This is a genomic window from Candidatus Tokpelaia sp., assembly GCF_008636115.1.
Taxonomy (GTDB): Bacteria; Pseudomonadota; Alphaproteobacteria; order Rhizobiales; family Rhizobiaceae; genus QLZD01.
Genome location: NZ_QLZD01000016.1, coordinates 51104 through 68255 on the forward strand (window position 1 = coordinate 51104; position 17152 = coordinate 68255).

Annotated in this window: 17 protein-coding genes and 2 tRNA genes; 12 read left to right on the forward strand and 7 right to left on the reverse strand. The window is 52.0% G+C overall.

Annotated features, from left to right (window positions below):
- The first annotated feature begins 255 nt into the window (after window positions 1-255).
- From DPQ22_RS09090 to DPQ22_RS01785, 3 genes are all read left to right on the forward strand, one after another.
- Window positions 256-2259 (forward strand): alpha/beta fold hydrolase, encoded by a 2004-nt coding sequence (locus DPQ22_RS09090; protein WP_246681431.1) that lies wholly within the window; start codon window positions 256-258, stop codon window positions 2257-2259.
- Window positions 2260-2274: 15 nt separating this feature from the next.
- A complete protein-coding gene (locus tag DPQ22_RS01780) occupies window positions 2275-2505 on the forward strand; it encodes a PBECR2 nuclease fold domain-containing protein (protein WP_150212873.1) in 231 nt (76 codons plus the stop codon).
- A gap of 104 nt (window positions 2506-2609) precedes the next feature.
- The gene (locus DPQ22_RS01785) at window positions 2610-2996 is read left to right on the forward strand and encodes a phage virion morphogenesis protein (RefSeq protein WP_150212874.1); all 387 of its coding nucleotides are present in this window, start codon (window positions 2610-2612) and stop codon (window positions 2994-2996) included.
- Between the two features lie 112 nt (window positions 2997-3108).
- Here the strand turns inward: DPQ22_RS01785 and DPQ22_RS01790 are convergent, their stop codons facing one another.
- The 3 genes from DPQ22_RS01790 to DPQ22_RS09240 form a co-directional block, all read right to left on the reverse strand.
- The gene (locus tag DPQ22_RS01790) at window positions 3109-4575 is read right to left on the reverse strand and encodes an anion permease (RefSeq protein ID WP_150212875.1); all 1467 of its coding nucleotides are present in this window, start codon (window positions 4573-4575) and stop codon (window positions 3109-3111) included.
- A gap of 484 nt (window positions 4576-5059) precedes the next feature.
- Window positions 5060-5710: an AraC family transcriptional regulator gene (locus DPQ22_RS01795; protein WP_190323092.1), complete on the reverse strand. Its 651-nt coding sequence runs from the start codon at window positions 5708-5710 to the stop codon at window positions 5060-5062.
- Window positions 5691-5822 carry a hypothetical protein gene (locus DPQ22_RS09240; protein ID WP_256371529.1) on the reverse strand — a complete coding sequence of 44 codons (132 nt, stop codon included), beginning with the start codon at window positions 5820-5822 and terminating at the stop codon, window positions 5691-5693. The genes DPQ22_RS01795 and DPQ22_RS09240 overlap by 20 nt, the downstream gene beginning before the upstream one ends.
- A gap of 174 nt (window positions 5823-5996) precedes the next feature.
- On the opposite strand from DPQ22_RS09240, the gene DPQ22_RS01800 reads away from it, so the two are divergent.
- The 8 genes from DPQ22_RS01800 to DPQ22_RS01830 all read left to right on the forward strand — a co-directional run bounded on the left by DPQ22_RS01800 (window position 5997) and on the right by DPQ22_RS01830 (window position 13628).
- The gene (locus DPQ22_RS01800; RefSeq protein ID WP_150212877.1) at window positions 5997-6986 is read left to right on the forward strand and encodes an aldo/keto reductase; all 990 of its coding nucleotides are present in this window, start codon (window positions 5997-5999) and stop codon (window positions 6984-6986) included.
- Window positions 6976-7146 (forward strand): hypothetical protein, encoded by a 171-nt coding sequence (locus tag DPQ22_RS08740; RefSeq protein WP_190323093.1) that lies wholly within the window; start codon window positions 6976-6978, stop codon window positions 7144-7146. The genes DPQ22_RS01800 and DPQ22_RS08740 overlap by 11 nt, the downstream gene beginning before the upstream one ends.
- Window positions 7147-7233: 87 nt before the next feature.
- A complete protein-coding gene (gene xapA / locus DPQ22_RS01805; protein WP_150212878.1) occupies window positions 7234-8082 on the forward strand; it encodes a xanthosine phosphorylase in 849 nt (282 codons plus the stop codon).
- A 16-nt stretch (window positions 8083-8098) separates the two neighbouring features.
- On the forward strand, window positions 8099-8935 hold the full coding sequence (gene deoC, locus DPQ22_RS01810) for a deoxyribose-phosphate aldolase (protein ID WP_150212879.1): 837 nt from the start codon (window positions 8099-8101) through the stop codon (window positions 8933-8935).
- 195 nt (window positions 8936-9130) lie between these two features.
- Window positions 9131-9370 carry a hypothetical protein gene (locus tag DPQ22_RS01815; protein ID WP_150212880.1) on the forward strand — a complete coding sequence of 80 codons (240 nt, stop codon included), beginning with the start codon at window positions 9131-9133 and terminating at the stop codon, window positions 9368-9370.
- Between the two features lie 20 nt (window positions 9371-9390).
- The gene (locus DPQ22_RS01820) at window positions 9391-10671 is read left to right on the forward strand and encodes a phosphopentomutase (protein WP_150212881.1); all 1281 of its coding nucleotides are present in this window, start codon (window positions 9391-9393) and stop codon (window positions 10669-10671) included.
- 42 nt (window positions 10672-10713) lie between these two features.
- Entirely contained in the window at window positions 10714-12084 is a 1371-nt protein-coding gene (locus DPQ22_RS01825) for a nucleoside permease (protein ID WP_150212882.1), read from the forward strand.
- Between the two features lie 125 nt (window positions 12085-12209).
- Complete coding sequence (locus DPQ22_RS01830; protein WP_150212883.1) at window positions 12210-13628, forward strand: hypothetical protein; 1419 nt, start codon at window positions 12210-12212, stop codon at window positions 13626-13628.
- Window positions 13629-14191: 563 nt separating this feature from the next.
- Here the strand turns inward: DPQ22_RS01830 and DPQ22_RS01835 are convergent.
- A tRNA-Ser gene (locus tag DPQ22_RS01835) sits at window positions 14192-14281 on the reverse strand.
- Window positions 14282-14568: 287 nt separating this feature from the next.
- On the opposite strand from DPQ22_RS01835, the gene DPQ22_RS09030 reads away from it, so the two are divergent.
- On the forward strand, window positions 14569-14763 hold the full coding sequence (locus DPQ22_RS09030; protein WP_150212884.1) for a hypothetical protein: 195 nt from the start codon (window positions 14569-14571) through the stop codon (window positions 14761-14763).
- Here DPQ22_RS09030 and DPQ22_RS01845 read toward each other — a convergent pair.
- The 3 genes from DPQ22_RS01845 to DPQ22_RS01855 all read right to left on the reverse strand — a co-directional run bounded on the left by DPQ22_RS01845 (window position 14725) and on the right by DPQ22_RS01855 (window position 17136).
- Window positions 14725-15789 (reverse strand): hypothetical protein, encoded by a 1065-nt coding sequence (locus DPQ22_RS01845; RefSeq protein ID WP_150212885.1) that lies wholly within the window; start codon window positions 15787-15789, stop codon window positions 14725-14727. The genes DPQ22_RS09030 and DPQ22_RS01845 overlap by 39 nt on opposite strands.
- Before the next feature lie 183 nt (window positions 15790-15972).
- Window positions 15973-16048: transfer RNA gene (locus DPQ22_RS01850), tRNA-Thr, on the reverse strand.
- A 119-nt stretch (window positions 16049-16167) separates the two neighbouring features.
- A complete protein-coding gene (locus DPQ22_RS01855; RefSeq protein ID WP_190323094.1) occupies window positions 16168-17136 on the reverse strand; it encodes a nickel/cobalt transporter in 969 nt (322 codons plus the stop codon).
- Window positions 17137-17152 lie beyond the last annotated feature (16 nt).

Consider the following 17152-nt stretch of genomic DNA (forward strand, 5'->3'; position numbering starts at 1 on the left):
AAAAAATGCTAAAAACTGCATAATCATTTGCCTGTGCAAAAGTGCTCAAAGATGTGCGAAATGTGTTCAATAGCGTGAGCCGAGCGTCAGATTGGCTGGTGGCACCGGTTATCTCTGACGCCTGGCATACACTATCTGGTAGGGCATGGATTTGCCGCCTGGCGCGTTTTTGTCAAAAAACGTCTATTTCTTGACAAAAATTTCAGCACGCCACGAAAAATGCTTCTCCCCGGCAAAAGGAAGGGTAAGACTATAATGAAGACTATAGTGAGCCTGTTTTTTGTTCTGACCTTGATTGTGTATCCCCATATTGTTCTGGCAGAAAATGCTCGTCATTATAGTCTTGTTTTGTCAAAACCGGGTCAGGAATTAAAAATTCTCAATTATAATAAACTTGCCCCTATTGCCTCTGTCCCCATGGGTGAAGACCTGCATGAGATTGTTCTCTCTGCCGATCAGCGGACAGCCTATATATCCAATGCCGGGATAAATAATCAGGGGCATAATATCCATATTGTCAATCTTGAGACTCTGACAGTAGAAAAGACGGTTGATACAAGGCCGTTTTATATTCTTCACGGGCTGGCCTGTCTTCATGACAGGCTCTGGTTTACCGCACAAGGCTCCAAAGCGGTTGCCGTATATGATGTCAAGACCGGCAAAGTGACAAATCTGTTGGGGGCAGGGCAGGATTTTACCCATTTGATTCAGGTCGCGCCTGATGAAAGCCGCCTTTACACGGCAAATGCAGAATCCGGCACTGTCGGTATTTTTGAGAAAAAAGAACTTCCCCCCTATAAGCTGCCCACAGGGATTCTGCCTCCTGAGGCCAGGCTCAGGCCGGACTGGCGGCAGATAATTGTCAATGCAGGATATGGCGCGGAAGGGTTTGATATTTCTGCCAATGGTGAAGAATTATGGACAGCCCGGCCTGATGGCCATGTGATTATTGTTGATTTGGCGGCGAAGAAAATTGCCTGTGATAGTGACACAAATGTGCAAGGGCTGCATCGCCTGAAATTTATGCCTGACGGCAAGGCCGTTGCTATTGTCAGCGTTAAAACGGGCGATTTGCTGTTTTACAATGCCCAGACGCGGATTTTGGAAAAACAGGAAAAAATATGTAAGGGCGCCGGTCTTTATATGGATAAAGAAAGCAACAGAATGTCCGTTTCCTGCACGTTTGATAATCAGGTTGCTGTTATTGACCTTATCAGCAGAAAACTTGTTAAAATTCTGCCTATAGGCCGTCCGGATAGCATTATTGCCGCGAGGGGCACTATAAAGGATAATACCGCTACCCCATCTTATGGCCCGCAACTGGAAGGATTTGATTATCCTGCCCCTGTCCGGCATTTCCGCTTTTCTTCGCAAGGCCAGGAACTGGAAATGGCCTATCTTGATTACAAACCGGCAAGGCCCAATGGGCAAAATATCATCTTGCTTCACGGCAAGAATTTCTGTGCCGCGACATGGGATACAACATCGCGCCTTCTGGTTCAGCACGGCTATCGTGTAATCGCGCCGGATCAGATTGGTTTTTGTAAATCCGCCAAGCCTGAACATTATCAATACAGTTTTCAGCAATTAGCGCGCAACACCCGGGATTTGCTGGAAAATCTGGGTATTCATCAGGCGGTGTTTATGGGGCATTCTACCGGCGGCATGCTGGCGATTCGCTATGCCTTAATGTATCCTGATACGGTCGCAAAGCTGGTGCTGGTTAATCCGATCGGGCTGGAAGACTGGAAGGCTAAGGGCGTTCCCTCAATCAGCATTGATCAATGGTATGAGCGCGAATTAAAACTCAGTGCCGCTGCCATTAAGAAATATGAGCAGGCGACCTATTATGCCGGGACATGGAAACCTGAATATGATATTTGGGTGACCATGCTGGCCGGGCTTAATAATGGCAGTGGCAAAAAAATTGTGGCGTGGAATTCTGCGCTTCTCTATGACATGATTTACACGCAGCCGGTTTATTATGAATTTGAGCAGGTTCGCGCGCCGGTTCTTCTGCTGATTGGCGCCAGGGATAATACAGCCATCGGCAAAGATCTGGCTCCGCCTGATATAAGGAAAAAACTGGGGAATTATCCGGTTTTGGCCAAAGCGGCGGCGAAACGGTTTCCGCAGGCGCTATTGCATGAATTCCCCGATCTTGGGCATGCGCCGCAAATACAGGCGCCCGATATTTTTCACAAAGCTCTGCTGCAAGGGCTCGGAGCGCGCAGTAAAGCTGTAAAAGCTATAAAATAAGCAGGAAAACAGAAAATGAAAAGCTCAACCGCCGCTAGTGCTTTGGCAAAAGCCGGCTGCTATTTGCCGCTAAAGTGCCGTTATGTGCGGTTTGATCCGATAAGAGCGGTTTTTTCGGCCTTTAGCTGGGGATCAACAGGCTGGAGCGGTAATACGCTGTTTTCCACAAAAGGCAATAAAGAGAAAGATGAGCGCTATATTGAGCGGCAGCAGCATGGCGCGCTGCTTTATCGGCGCAAAAAATAAGCCGCTACAAGAGGCGGCTTTGCATGGGTCATCTTGGTCATCTGTCTTGTCAGCATTGATAGCACCCACAAGCACAATATAGCTATTGGGAAGGATAATGTAAAGTGCTGGCAAACTTTAAAATAGAGTTTGATGGGGCAACCAAAAGGCGGCTGGAGCAGTTTTTGGTCACGCTTGAGGCCCGCGCCGCCAATATTCCCGGCGCGCTGAAAAATATTGGTGAGGCGCTGCTGCAGGTCACGCATGAGCGTTTTGACAGCGGCAAAAACCCTGACGGCAAAATGTGGGAGGAATTGGCGCCGCTAACAGTAATGCTGCGGGGCAGCTCAAAGCCGACTGGCGCGCTTTTGGCAAAAGCCGGCCGTTTTTTGACAAAAATTTCAGCGCGCTACACTTTGCCGGCATTGGAGGCATTCTGCGTCTTCAGGCTTTTCCCTGTGACCGACATATATAAGGCTGTTTTCCAATGCCGGCATGAGCCGGAACAGTGATGATTTTTAGCCCCGGACTATAGACCCCTCTGCCCGTATCTGCGGATTGATGACACAAGCCTGTTCCTTGCGGGCAAATTTTGCCATGACACCGGTTGAGCCGGTTGGCCTGTCAGTTCCATAAAGCCAGAATCGGCCAGCCGACCAGCAGTAAAATGCTGATAAATATGACGCCGAAAATTGCCCCAAGCCGCCAGAAATCCCTGGATTTAATATAGCCGCTGCCGTAAATAACTATGCCGGGGCCGGTAGCATAAGGTGTCAGGCAGCCCATAAGGCCAATGGAAAACAGCAGCAACAGGCTGAGCTGTCCCATCGGCACGCCGGGCATGCCTTTGCCAATAGCCAGAATCACCGGCAGCATAGTGGCGGTATGGGCAGAAAGGCTGGCAAACAGATAATGGGCGAAATAAAAGACAAGCACCAGAATAATAATAGTGGCACTGGCGGAGAGGCCGGCCAGATGCGCGCTCATAGCCCCGGAGAACCAATCGATAAAACCCGAGCGCGTCAGCCCATTGGCCATAGTCACCAATGTGGCCAGGCTGATCAATGTATTCCAGGCGCTGCTGTAACCGGTAATATCTTTCCACGGGACAATGCGCAAAGCCAGCATGAGCGAGACAGCGAGCAGGCAAACCACTGTGGCATTGATGATATGCGTGCCGAATATCCACAGGCAAAGGCTCAGAAGCACCAGGCAGATTAAAATAATCTCCTTATGTGTCAGCCCGCCCAGTTTTTTTAGCTCTCCCCCGGCCCAGCCGGATACTTCAGCACTATGGGTGACCTCCGGCTTGTAAAAAATATAAGCAAGCCAGGGCGTTATAACCAGCAAAATAAGTCCCGCCGGCAAAAAAGCCAGAAACCAGTGCAGCCAGCTAATCTGCACGCCGGCAATTTTATTGACAAATTCCACCCCCAGCGTGTTGGGGGCGGCGCCGGTCATAAACATGGAAGAGCTCAGGCTGGTGCCGACAACCATCATCCACATAAGATAGCCGCCAATACGGCGGGAAGAGGGGTCATTGGGAAAAGAGCGGAACAAAGACGGCAGATTTTTGATAATGGGGAAAATAATGCCCCCGGTGCGCGCCGTATTGGAGGGAGTAAAAGGCGCCAGCAGGACATCAATAATCATAATGGCATAGCCCAGCGTTAATGTGCGCCTGCCCATGAATTTTACCAGAATCAGCGCCAGGCGGCGCCCCAGCCCTGTCACTTCATAACCCAGGGCAAAAATAAAAGCGCCAAATACCAGCCAGACCGTAGTATTGGAAAAGCCTGCCAGCCCCCATTTCAGCGCTTCCTTACCGCTGCCAAAGGCGGGATCGGCCAGCTCCTGCGCATTAAACAGCAGATAATCGGCGCCGATTATGCAAATGGTAACAGCGATGAAACTGATTGCCGTTGCCGGAATCGGCTCTAAAATCATACCGGTGACCATGCCCAGAAACACGGCAAAATAGCGCCAGGCCTGCGGCGGCATACCCTCCGGCGCCGGCAGAAGAAAGATAAGACCCATGACGATAAAAGGTGCCAGCGACTTCCATAAATTACTGTTTTTCAAAGCACACATAAGATTTCAGCTCAAGGAGTAAGTGACAGGAGGCGGCAGGCACTATTTACCGATTATACAGAACTATTGCCGGCCGTATTTTGCCGGAATTTCCGGCAGAAACAGGCGCCAGGAGAAACTTCTACCATATTTCCGGCAGGAAATTCCAGCCCGTTGCCATAGATTAGCGTATCCGGCGCAGTGTGCCCTGAGTCGCCCGGCCCGTCAAAGCCGAAAAAAAGCGGCAACAGACAGAGAAAATGAAAATGTGGATAAATGAAAAAGCCGTTTTGCTGCGGCTTTGAGCCCGGGAAAGAAGGCAGCCGGGGAGCAGATATAAAGGGCTAATATTCCGCACACCAGTATAAAACCCGTTATATATCGGTTTTCATGCGGGCAATACCCTGCCCGGGCGGGGCGCCGAACAGGCGGCTATATTCACGGTTAAATTGTGAAGCGCTTGTCGGCGCCGAGCTGATAGACCGCGGCCGCGGCCTTTATTGTCTCATTCAACATCAGGCGGCGTGCTTCTGTCAAACGCAGACGCTTGTGATATTGCAGCGGACTCAATAGCAGTTACCTGTTTGAAATGATTGTAAAAAGAGGGGGGACTCATATTGGCGATCCGGGCCAGATCTTCCATTTTTATTGGCTTGTTGAGATTGTTTTTGATATAATTTGTCACTTTGGCAATTTGCCCGGTGCGGCTTGTCACTCCGAACCACTGGGCAAGACAGGCGCTATGCTCTCCTTGCAGCAGCCGGTAATAAATCTCATTGAAAATGAGCGGCGCCGGCGGCGCAATATATTGCGGACTATCCGGCAGGCGCACCGGCCGCATTATTGCGTCCGGCAATTTATCCGGCATCAGACCCGTGGCCACGGCTCTAATAGGTCTGTCTGGCGGCGCGGCGTGATTTCTTATCGCTGAAAACGGCAGAAATTCGCGGATTTTCTGCGAATCCAGCCTGATTTGCAGCCCGTCATCAGGCCTGTCTTGTGTTGCCTTTGTCACCCGGCCTGCCGGCGGCAAATGCACCAATACCAGTAAATAATGCGCCGGCGAATATGTATAAACAGCCTCATCTGATAAAATCTGCTTTTGCGCCTGAGCAATAATACAGAGACAAGGCTCATTAAAGGCGCGGAGAGGCAAAACCCGCTTTACAGGCTTTAGCCAAAGGCAGGCCGGCAATCACTGTACCGTTGCGCCCCTCACGGGCGCTGTGCCTGTTTATCAACCGGCTCAATTCCGCCTGTTTTATCATGTATTTTCCCAAAGTCGCGTCTTGCTCTGTTTTCGTCAAAAGATTATGGCAGGAATCTGCTTTTTGGAGAAGCAGGCAAGGTTTCAGGAGATTTGAGTATTGGACAGGCTCTGTGTTTCCGGTTTATATTTGTTGCACCGGCAATATAGGCCGGTTTGGGTTGAGGAGAATATCATGGAAAAACGTTACCTCGGAAAAAGCGGGCCGGCAGTTTCAAGCCTGGGCTTGGGCTGCATGGGCTTGAGTTTCGGTTATGGCCGGGTTACAGAAAAGGCAGAGGCGGTCGCTCTTATCCGCGCTGCCTATGATGAGGGTGTCACCTTTTTTGACACGGCAGAAGTTTATGGCCCGTGGACAAATGAAGATGTTGTCGGCGCGGCCATAGCGCCTTTCCGCGATAAAGCCGTATTAGCCACCAAATTCGGCTTTAATATTGTTGACGGCCGGCAGGAGCCGGGCCTGAACAGCCGGCCGGAGCATATTCGCATAGCGGTGGAAGGCTCATTGAAAAGATTGCAGACAGATTATATTGATTTGCTCTATCAGCACCGGGTTGACCCGAATGTGCCGATTGAAGATGTTGCCGGCGCGGTGAAAGATTTAATTGCCGAGGGTAAGGTGAAATATTTTGGCCTGTCGGAAGCCGGTGCGGCGACAATTCGCCGCGCCCATGCCGTCCAGCCGGTCGCTGCCGTGCAAAGTGAATATTCGCTCTGGTGGCGCGAGCCGGAGACAAAAATTTTCCCCGTGCTGGAAGAACTGGGGATTGGCTTTGTGCCCTTTAGCCCATTGGGCAAAGGGTTTTTAACCGGGGCAATGACAGCAGCAACCAGGCTGGAAAAAAATGATTTTCGCAGCACTGTGCCGCGTTTCTCAGCAGAGAATCGCCAGGCCAATCAGCCGCTGGTGCGCAGGCTGGAGGCACTTGCTGCCGCCAAAGGCGCTACCCCGGCGCAAATCGCTTTAAGCTGGATTCTGGCGCAAAAACCGTGGATTGTGCCTATTCCCGGTACCAGCAAACAAAGCCGCCTGCGGGAGAATTGCGGCGCTGTTAAACTGCGGCTGACAGAGCAGGATCTGGCCGCAATCGCCGCTGTGCTGGCTGCTAATCCGGCACAAGGCGCGCGTTATGCCGAGGCACAGCAGCGTTTGATTGACGGCTGAAAATGGCGTCCGGCCTTCAGAGAATGATGAAAACGGCCTGTCTGACATGCAGGCCGTTTATCTTTGCTGCCTGGCCGGGCCGCCTTTTCCTGTGATTATGTGTCGCTGGCCGATAAAGCCATTGCGCTTTGGCGGTTTTATGCTTTATGCTGGACGGTAAATATAAAAGAGCAGGGGCGCTGCCTGTTGCTGCGTAAAAGCGGCGCGCTCTCGGCTCTCACTCTGTTGAAAAAACGGTTTGTCTCTCATGGAAAAAAACTCTGCGTTTCAGGCTGCCGGTTATATTCAGGCTGTTTTGCGGCAAAACCTGCCGGATTTCAAGCCGCGCGCCGCCTGTATTCTCGGTTCGGGCCTTGGCAGGCTGGCCGATAAACTCACGGATAAAGTGACTATTCCTTATCAGGATCTGGCTGCTTTTCCCATCAGTTCGGTAGAAGGCCATGCCGGCGAACTGGTTGCCGGCCGGCTTGCCGGTGTGCCGGTTTTGTGTATGAAAGGGCGCGGTCATTTTTATGAGGGGCGCGGCATTGGTATTATGACGGCGGCCATACGCACATTCAAACTTTTGGGCTGCGATTTTGTTTTTGTAACGGCTGCCGCCGGCTCGCTGCATAAAGAGATTGCTCCGGGCAGCCTGGTGGCGATAAGTGATCATATCAATTTATTGCCGCAATCACCGCTGGTAGGGGCAAATGATGCGGCTTTCGGCCCGCGTTTTTTCAGTATGGCCAATGCTTATAATGCCGATTTGTGCTCTTTGCTGCGGCAGGCTTTGGTAAAAAACGGGGTTGAGCCGGCGCAAGGCGTTTATGTTGCCTGGAGCGGGCCGAATTTTGAGACAGCGGCAGAAATTCGTATGATGCAGATTATTGGCGGCGATATTGTCGGCATGTCGGTAGTGCCGGAGGTAATTGCCGCCCGCCATTGCGGCCTGAAAGTCGTAGCCGCGGCGGTGATTACCAATTATGCCGAGGGGCTGTCGGATACTGCCTTGTCGCATGAGCAGACTTTGCATTGCGCCGCTCAGGCGGCCGATAAATTTGTGCAGGTGATGACCGGCTTTTTTGCTGAGCTGGCAGAGCCGCCGGCCGGGTGAAGGGGGAAAGTGCGCTATGTCCCGTAACAATCAGGCAGCGGCGCCGACAGGGAGTGAGCGGGAGCGACAGCGTTTTATCACCGGCCTGATAGATTTAACCTCATTGCGTGATGATGACACAAAAGCGCGCATTGCCGCTTTATGTGAGACTTTGTCGCCGCTTTACGACCTGCCGGCCGGTTTATGTATTTACCGGCAGTTTCTCCCCGCGGCCGATAAAATTCTGGCGGCCAAAGGCTTGCGGAAGCAAATAAGGCTGGTGAGTGTGGCCAATTTCCCCGCCGGCGGCACAGATAGTGCCAAAGCGGCGGCTGAGGTGAAAGAGGTGCTGGCACTGGGCGCCGATGAAGTGGATATTGTTTTCCCCTATCATGCTTTAATGCAGGGTGAGGTGCGGGCCGGGCGGTCATTATTGCGTGCTGCCCGGGCGGCGGCCGGTGGAAAAGTGCTGAAAATAATTTTGGAAAGCGGTGTATTGCAGCAGCCGTGCTGGATAAAGCAGGCGGCAGAAATTGCTGTTGGCGAAGGGGCGGATTTTCTCAAAACTTCTACCGGCAAGGCGGCGACTAATGCCACATTGCCGGCCGCGCGGCTCATGCTGGAAGTCATAGCTGAGCATAATCGGAATTGCGGTTTGAAAATTGCCGGCGGGGTGCAAACACAGGCACAGGCAGAAGATTATCTGGCGTTGACTGCCGAAATTCTGGGGCATGGCTGGATAGATCCGCTGCATTTCCGTTTCGGCAGCTCAGTGCTGTATACGGCCTTGCGTGAATCGCGCGGTAATTGCGCTGTTTCTTCTGTTGATAAAGCGGCGGCAGAGCAGTTGACGGCGCTTTCTACCACGTATTAAACGCCCTGAAAAAGGAATTATGGTATATTTGTGAACTTAGCAGCTTGCGCCGGTATTGAGCTGCGGACAGGAAACAGGGAATGGACTATGTCCATAAAGGAAAGAATAAAAATGATTATTCGGGATTTTGTGCTGCAATAATTGGCGGTTGGCCTGGGCGGTATGCGTGCCGGTTTTATCAACCGGCAGAAAGGAATGCCGTTGCTGCCGTGCACATCGGATAGAGCCGTGCCGCCGGCGGAAGTGCTGGAATTTTCGGTTTCCCTGCCGGCAGTATGGTTTGCATTTATTCCGAATGCCGTGTTAACCGGGGCAGTGTCGGTGTTTGCCGGCTGGTTTCTGAAACCTTCGGGCATAATATCGGGGCATGGACAAGAGAGATCTTCCGGCAATATTACCGCGATCACTATAGCGCCGGATAAAGTAATATTGTAAAAAGCTGCGGGGCGAGGTCAATGGCGAGAGCTTTTATTCTGGTTCTGGATTCCTTTGGTATCGGCTCGGCGCCGGACGCCGGCAAATATGGTGATAAAGGTGCCAATACTTTATTGCATATTGCCGAATTTTGCGCTGCCGGCCGGGCTGATAATAAGCGCCGCCGCGGGGCTTTATCCGTTCCCAATTTATGCCGGCTGGGCTTGAATGAAGCGCTGGCGGCAGCCTGTGGCCGCCGTCTTCCTGCTGCTGCGGGTGAAAAAGCGCAAAAATTGATTGGCGCTTATGCTGTCGGGCAGGAAATCAGCGCCGGCAAAGATACGCCCTCCGGCCATTGGGAAATGATGGGTCTGCCGGTGCCAAAGGCCTGGGGCAGCTTTCCGCCGCCGCGGCCGGGTGACCCGGCTTTTGATAAAGGCAGTTATTTTCCGCGCGCGCTGCTGGAAAAAATTTATCAAAAGGGGGGGATTTCCGGCTCACTGGGTAATTGTGCCGCTTCGGGGACAGAAATTATTGCGCGTTTGGGCGCGGAGCATGTCGCCGGCGGCAAGCCGATTTTTTATACTTCCGGCGATTCGGTTTTTCAGGTAGCGGCGCATGAAGATATTTTCGGCCTGGCGCGCCTTTATGATTTATGCACCCTTATTCGCCAGGAAATGGATTTTTATAATGTCGGCCGGGTGATTGCCCGCCCTTTTGCCGGCACGGCCGAACAGGGCTTTAAACGCACCAATAACCGCCGTGACTGGACTATGCCGCCGGCCGAGCCGACTTTATTTGATTATGTCAAAAAACAGGGCGGCACGACTATTGCCATTGGTAAAATTGCCGATATTTTTGCCCATCAGGCTATAGACAAGGTCATCAAGGCCTATGGCACGGCAGATTTATTTGCTGCAACTGTGCAGCAGATAAAGGCGGCGCCTGACAACAGCCTGACCATGACCAATTTTGTTGATTTTGATCAAAATTTCGGCCATCGCCGCGATATTGCCGGTTATGCCGCCGAGCTGGAATTGTTTGACCGGCTGCTGCCGCAAATTTTCCCATTATTGCGTCCGGAAGATTTACTGGTGATCACCGCCGATCACGGTTGCGACCCGACATGGAGCGGCAATGATCATACGCGTGAATATGTGCCGCAATTATTTCACAGTGCCGCTATTGCGCCTGTTAATTGCGGCAAGCATTTGGGTTTTGCCGATATGGGGCAGACTGTGGCGGCCTGGCTTGGTGTCGGCCCGCTGCGGCATGGCATATCATATCTGGATATAATGCTGGGTAAAAGCCCTGCGATGTGAGCCGCCGGCTTTGGCAGCGCCGTCTGCCTGGGGAGCAAATTTATGACTATTCAGGCAAGATTGAAAATCATGTCTTTCCTGCAATTTTTCATTTGGGGAAGCTGGCTGATAACGCTAGGCTCCTATATGATAAAAACGCTGGCCTTTAGCGGCACGCAAGTGGGCAATATTTACAGTATGCAGGGTATCGCCGCCTGTATTATGCCGCTGCTGCTCGGCATAATTGCCGATAAATATATTGCTGCCAACCGGCTTTATGCCTTGTGCCATTTAAGCGGCGGCGTAATATTGCTCATAATGGCGCAAATTACCAATGCCGAAACCATGATATGGGTTATGCTGCTTAATCTGATGGCCTATATGCCCAGCCTGGGGCTGGCCAATGCCATTGCCCATTTTTGCCTCAAGCAAAAACAACTGGATACGGCGGTGCATTTTCCTTCTATCCGTGTTTTCGGCACAATCGGCTTTATCGCCGCTATGTGGATTATCAGCCTTTCCGGCAATGAATTAAGCCCGGTGCAGCTTTATATTGCTGCTGCCGCCTCTTTTTGTCTGGCGCTTTACAGCCTGACCCTACCCTCTCAGCCCGCCGCTGCCGCGCAGGTGCGGGGCGGGTTGGACAGGCCAGCCTGTGGCGGCGCCCCGCGACAGAGGGGCGGGTTGGAGGCTCTCACCTGTGGCGGCGCCTTGCAACAAAAAGGCGATAGCGGTCGGCCGGCTGCGACAGAAAACTGGGCGCACCGCTTAGGCCTGGAGGCTTTGGTGCTGTTAAAACAGCCGCGCCTGGCGGTATTTTTTGCCTTTGCTATGTTGCTGGGCGTGGTTTTGCATATTACCAATACATTTGGCAATCCGTTTTTGCATGATTTGGCTGCCCGCCCGGAGGCGGCAGGCAATGTGCTGCTGCGCTACCCGGATATTTTATATTCGCTGTCGCAAATTTCGGAAATTGCTTTTATTCTGACCATTCCCTTTTTTCTAAAAAAATTCGGTATTAAAATTGTTATGGCGGTGAGCGTTTCGGCGTGGATATTACGTTTTGTTTTTTTTGCTTTTGGCGGCGCATCGAGCTTTGGTATGAGTTTGCTGGTTCTTTCTATGCTGGTTTACGGCTGCGCTTTTGATTTTTTCAGCATTTCCGGCTCTATTTTTATTGAGAAAGTGGTGGATAGTTCCATGCGTTCCGGGGCGCAAGGCCTGTTTATGACGGCGGTCAACGGTTTCGGCACTTTTATTGGCATGTATCTGGGCGGTCGCATTATTGATTATTTTACCGATGAAACAGGGCGCAACTGGCAGGCTGTCTGGCTGGTTTTCGCGGCCTATAGCGCCGTGCTGCTTGTGCTGTTTCTGGTGATTTTCCGCGCTAAAGAGCCGGCTGCTGCCGCAACCGGGCCGCATAATGTATAATGCGGGTGAGCCGGGCGGCGGCTTTGGCCGGCTGCCTCTTGCTGTTCTGGCCTTGCCTGCTATGTATTGGCATCAGACGGTGCGGTTATGCCGGCCGGGCGCAGAGCAGGTAAAAAGAGGAATTTATGTCCAGATTATCACAATGGCTACGGCGTATCCGGCATAGCAATGCCGTTATTGCGCATTTGCCGCAGGATATGGCGGCGCTGGCAGAAAATGTGAAAACAACGCAGCAGGAGATACAAAACGCGGCGGCCTTGTCTGAGGAACAAAGCCGCCGTCTGCAAGGCGAGCTTTATAAAATCAAGCAGACGGTAAATCTGGTTGCCGGCGCTCGCCCGGCCGGCAAAAAAATAAAAGCGGTGTTTCTGATTCACCATATTGAGGCATGGGACAGCCTGGCCGATATTTATGAGGCCATGCTGGCGGCGGAAGATTTCGCACCGCTGGCTGTTTCTATCCGCCGCCGCTTCCCCGGTGAGCAGAATTACGGTTTTGAAAATATAATTCACCAGAAATTGTTGGAATTGGGCATTGAGCATTTGCGCTTCAGCATGGAAGACAGTTTTGAGGGGCTGGATATTTTAAAGGCGCTGGCGCCGGATATTATTTTTCGCCAGTCGCAGTGGGATTGGGATATTCCCCCCGGTTTTCATGTAGAGGAGCTGCGCTTTGCCAGGCTGTGCTATGTGCCTTATGCGGTGACAGCGGTGGCGGATACACGGCTTTTGGCTAAAGAACGCGACCCTGCCACGGATTCCGATTTTCACCGCACTGCCTGGAAGATTTTTTATGCCACGGAAGATCAAAAAACGCGGTTTAAAAAGCATGCCGTGCGCTATGCGCAAAATATGGAAATTGTCGGCCACCCCAAGGTCAAGCGCCTTATCCGCCTGGGGCGGGAGCAGGAGCATTGGCCGATAAAACAGCAAATTTCGGGGCGCCGTTTCCGCCTTATCTGGTCGCCGCATCACAGTGTCGGCAAGGAGTGGCTGCGTTTCGGCCTGTTCCCCGCTATTTATCAGGATATGTTGGCCTGGGTAAAAAGCGACAATAGTATAGAAATGGTGTTAAGCTTTCACCCGGCGGCAATTTCCAAAATAACGGAAGCCGGCGGCCCTTTATCATCTGAGGAAATGGCTGCCTTTTTGCAGGAATGGGATAGCCTGCCCAATACGGCGCGCCATAGTGCCGGCAATTATGCCGGGCTGATGCAGGCTTCTGATTGTATGCTGACGGACGGTATCAGTTTTCTGGCGGAATATCAGTTTTTCACCAAGCCGGTGATTTTTTTGGAGCGCGCCGATCATTTGCCGTTTTCGCCCGCGGGGGAGAGAATTATTGCCGGCACGCACCCGGTGAAAACAGTGGCAGAGGCCAAAAAACTGGTGCATGATTTTGCCGCCGGCTGTGTTGATGTAAAAGCACAGGTTCAGCGCGATAATACGGCCTGGCTGGCGGGTGAAAAACTGGCGGCCGGCACGGCGGCTGAGCGTATTTTGCGCTCTATCCGCCGCGGCATAAGGGAGGAAGAGCGGCCTTAGCTGCATTATTTCTGTCAGCCGGAGAGGCGGCAATCTGCCGGCACGTTTATTTGTCATGGCAGCAGGGGTCGGTTTTGCGCCCTGCTTTTACCGGGGCAGGTTCTTGGCATTTTTACGAAAACAGGGTGAAACCCGGCAGAAATTTCCTAAATCCGGCGCGCGAACGGCAAGAGCATAATTTTTTAGAAAATAAGGCTGAACCGCAACACTGTGTCCTGCGCGTCACGATTGCGGTTGCACTATAGCTATCCAGAAAATGCGGTCAGGCTGCAACGCCAACGCCACAATGGACGCGCAGTCCATGACTATAGCTATCCAAAAAATGCGGTCAAGCTGCAACTCTCTTTTGCTGACAGGCTTAAGGCCGAGGACTATAGTTATCCAGAAAATGCGGTCAGGCTGCAACAGAGGCCGGCCGCTGCCTCATTCAGGAAAAACTATAGTTATCCAGAAAATGCGGTCAGGCTGCAACGATAAGACCGCCATAGCTTATCAGAAAACGCAGACCGGCCGGAATTATAGCCGCCGTTTATTATCGGGATTGCCATTATGCCGCCGCATAATGGCGGTGAGAGAGGGATTCGAACCCTCGATACGGTTTCCCGTATACACGCGTTCCAGGCGTGCGCCTTCAACCGCTCGGCCACCTCACCGCAATATCAACCGCTCGCGCCGCAAAATAACAGGGCGAACGGCCAATAGATTGCCCGCACTATAGCGGGAAGTTCAGGCGGTGCAAGATTATTTTCTGCCTTGCCGGTAAAAATCATGGGAATTTTGCCTTAAAAGCAGTGAAAGCCGCTATAGCAGGCTATTATAACCGGTTTTAGGCCGGGAAACAGCATTTGCCGATTATTTTAAAGATAAGTGAATTTTCACGGGGAGGGCGTCTGCGCCGGTCGGGGCGGCGGCGAAAGCCGGAGGATTCGCCTTACAGGTAATGGTTCGCGCTTCGCTGGTTTTAAATCTGTTGCCGGCTCTGTCGCTGCCGAACGGCACCATAATTGGCCGTTTTTGCATTTCCTTTCCCGGTAATAGTGAAATTAAAGGCAGGGGAGATAAAGCGGCCCATAATTTTACCGCAGCGAAAAACGGGTTAATGCCCTGCCTGGTCGGATTCCCGCACCAGCAGTGAAAAAATATCCATCTGACAGGGTTTGCCGGCAGCATCGCCGCCAATATAAAATTGTGCCGCTTTGCTTAATTTTTGCGGAACCGGCAGACGGAATAAAAGCGGTGTTACTGTTGGCGACAGTTCAAAACGGTAATGCGTGACCGCACCATTGCCAAAATCAGCCATAAGATTAAGCTGACCAATGGCATTATCCCCATTGCGCGCCACCAGTTTGAATGTGGCTGTCTTGCCTTGCAGCGGTATCAGGGCGCCCTGGCCGATTTCTATAATCGCCGCATCATCGGCTTTATAGGAGGTCAGGCGAATAAAATCGGCATCAGGCTCATTATGCAAATCGGCAGAGGCTGTTCCCTGCACGTCCAGGCCGGCAACATTGGCCGGGTTAAAAACTTCAACCCAGCCGTTTTTGCCATAATCATTTTGCTGCGCCGGAGCGGTAGATAAAGCTGTCTGCTTTTTTGCCGCGCCGGGCCGGCCAAAACTGTTATAAAACGACCAGGCAACAAAAACAGCAACAAAAACAGCCAGAATACCGATAATATAACCGCCCGACCGGGCTTTTTTAAGCAATGAAGGCGCGGTTTTATCAGATTTTTTGGCGACTTTTCTGTTGACTTCCTGCTCCAGATAATAAAGCGAAGAATCGTTTTTTTGCTCCTTTTCCCGGTTGTTTACGGCGGCAGCCCGATTATTTGGAGGGGAGGCTGTTGATTGTGCTGCCTCAGCCGTTTTTTGCGGCTCAATCGCGGGAGGCATTTCCGGCGGCAAGGGTGCGTGCTGTTTTTGCCCGTGCTCCCCGCTGCCTGCTGCCTCGGCCTGTGTCAGGCGATATTGCTTTTCTGCCGCTTTCAGCAATTCAGTCAAATGCCGGCGCTTTTCCTGCTTTTGCTCATTATCCGTATTTTGGGCAATAAGAGATTTTTCCTGTATAAGCCAGATATTCTCATAGACTTTTTGCCGCATTTGGGGATCAGATGCGTCAATTTTGGCAAAAGCCTGATGAATAAGCTGCTGGAATTTTTGCAATGCGAACCCCTTTTTTCTGGTTCATCAGGCGGGTAGCGGGTATTGAAAATCACCATATATTTCGCGCAGTGCCCCGCCGAGCATAGGGCAGCAAAAGGATAAATGCAAGGCGATAAAACCACCCCAATACAGTGCCAAAGCCGGTGGAAAGACGGCGCAAACAGCCCGACAGGCGAATCAGGCTGGTGCCGCATACCGGGCTTGAACCAGTGACCCCATCATTACGAATGATGTGCTCTACCAACTGAGCTAATGCGGCATGAGAATCGGCCAAAGCCGGAAACCACCGGATTTGATAGCTAAACTATCCGGCAAAAGCAAGAGAATTTTGCCTTGCCCGGCCTGTTTTGGCCCGGCCGCTCTTATTGGCGGCACAGGCTAATAAAGCGCCGCCAGCAGCAGCGCCAGGCCGCTGAGAAAAATAAAAAGCGCGGCCGCCCATTCCATAATATTTTGCACCCGCCCGGCGCCGGCTTTACCGGCGCTGAGCTTGAGCGCCAGTTTTTTGGCATTGACAGCAATATAAGCAAGGGCGCAAACAATCAGAAATGTGCCGAAAGACATGGCCAGAACAGCGGCTGCCCCCAGAGTGAATAGCCCATTTATCAGGGCAAAACCCATCACTACCAGCGCGCCGGTGCATGGGCGCAGGCCGATAGAGAGAATAAGCGGCAGCGCCTGCCGCCAATTCATGGTTTGCAGGCTATCGGCGGTGCCAATATGACCATGGCAGGAGCAGTCTCCTTTGCCGTGCCGGTGATTATGCGCAGTCTCATAACCCGGCCCACACAGATTCTCGCCTGTTTTTGCTTTATGTCTGAACAAAGCCGCGCTTTTGCGCCATAGCAGCCGCAAGCCCAAAAACATAATCAAGGCGGCACCGATAAGCTCCAGATTATGGGTGGCGGCCTGTTGCGCCTGTTTGCCGGTGATAACAGCAAATATCAGGCCGACAAGAAAAATAGCAATTACTGCCTGTAGCAATGATGACCAGAAGGCCAGCACAATACCGCGCCTTAAAGTCTCATTATTGGCAATAAGATAAGAGGAAATTATCGCTTTGCCATGCCCGGGGCCGGCCGCGTGCAAAACGCCGTAAAGAAAAGACAGGCCAATAAGCCACCAGCCGGCCTGGCTATCCTGACGGAAAGCGCTCATAAGCGCGGTGATTTCCGTATCAAAATTTTGTGGCAAAGCTTGCAGGGCATAAAACAGCGATGACCACAGCCCTGTTGCTGCCTGGGCTGTTTGCTCTGCCGCTGCCTGAGCCGGGCCAAGGCTGAGCGCAAGGGGCAGCAGCATAAGCAACAGGCAAAACCGGCAGAAACGATTCTTGTTACAGCGCATAAATTTCCTTTTTCGC

Excerpts from the sequence above, each read along its gene's own strand:
- DPQ22_RS09090 (WP_246681431.1), top strand. The coding sequence starts at position 256 with ATGAAGACTATAGTGAGCCTGTTTTTTGTTCTGACCTTGATTGTGTAT.
- DPQ22_RS01780 (WP_150212873.1), top strand. The coding sequence starts at position 2,275 with ATGAAAAGCTCAACCGCCGCTAGTGCTTTGGCAAAAGCCGGCTGCTAT.
- DPQ22_RS01790 (WP_150212875.1), bottom strand. The coding sequence starts at position 4,575 with ATGTGTGCTTTGAAAAACAGTAATTTATGGAAGTCGCTGGCACCTTTT.
- DPQ22_RS09240 (WP_256371529.1), bottom strand. The coding sequence starts at position 5,822 with ATGATAAAACAGGCGGAATTGAGCCGGTTGATAAACAGGCACAGCGCC.
- DPQ22_RS01800 (WP_150212877.1), top strand. The coding sequence starts at position 5,997 with ATGGAAAAACGTTACCTCGGAAAAAGCGGGCCGGCAGTTTCAAGCCTG.
- xapA (WP_150212878.1), top strand. The coding sequence starts at position 7,234 with ATGGAAAAAAACTCTGCGTTTCAGGCTGCCGGTTATATTCAGGCTGTT.
- deoC (WP_150212879.1), top strand. The coding sequence starts at position 8,099 with ATGTCCCGTAACAATCAGGCAGCGGCGCCGACAGGGAGTGAGCGGGAG.
- DPQ22_RS01815 (WP_150212880.1), top strand. The coding sequence starts at position 9,131 with ATGCCGTTGCTGCCGTGCACATCGGATAGAGCCGTGCCGCCGGCGGAA.
- DPQ22_RS01820 (WP_150212881.1), top strand. The coding sequence starts at position 9,391 with ATGGCGAGAGCTTTTATTCTGGTTCTGGATTCCTTTGGTATCGGCTCG.
- DPQ22_RS01825 (WP_150212882.1), top strand. The coding sequence starts at position 10,714 with ATGACTATTCAGGCAAGATTGAAAATCATGTCTTTCCTGCAATTTTTC.
- DPQ22_RS01830 (WP_150212883.1), top strand. The coding sequence starts at position 12,210 with ATGTCCAGATTATCACAATGGCTACGGCGTATCCGGCATAGCAATGCC.
- DPQ22_RS09030 (WP_150212884.1), top strand. The coding sequence starts at position 14,569 with ATGGTTCGCGCTTCGCTGGTTTTAAATCTGTTGCCGGCTCTGTCGCTG.
- DPQ22_RS01855 (WP_190323094.1), bottom strand. The coding sequence starts at position 17,136 with ATGCGCTGTAACAAGAATCGTTTCTGCCGGTTTTGCCTGTTGCTTATG.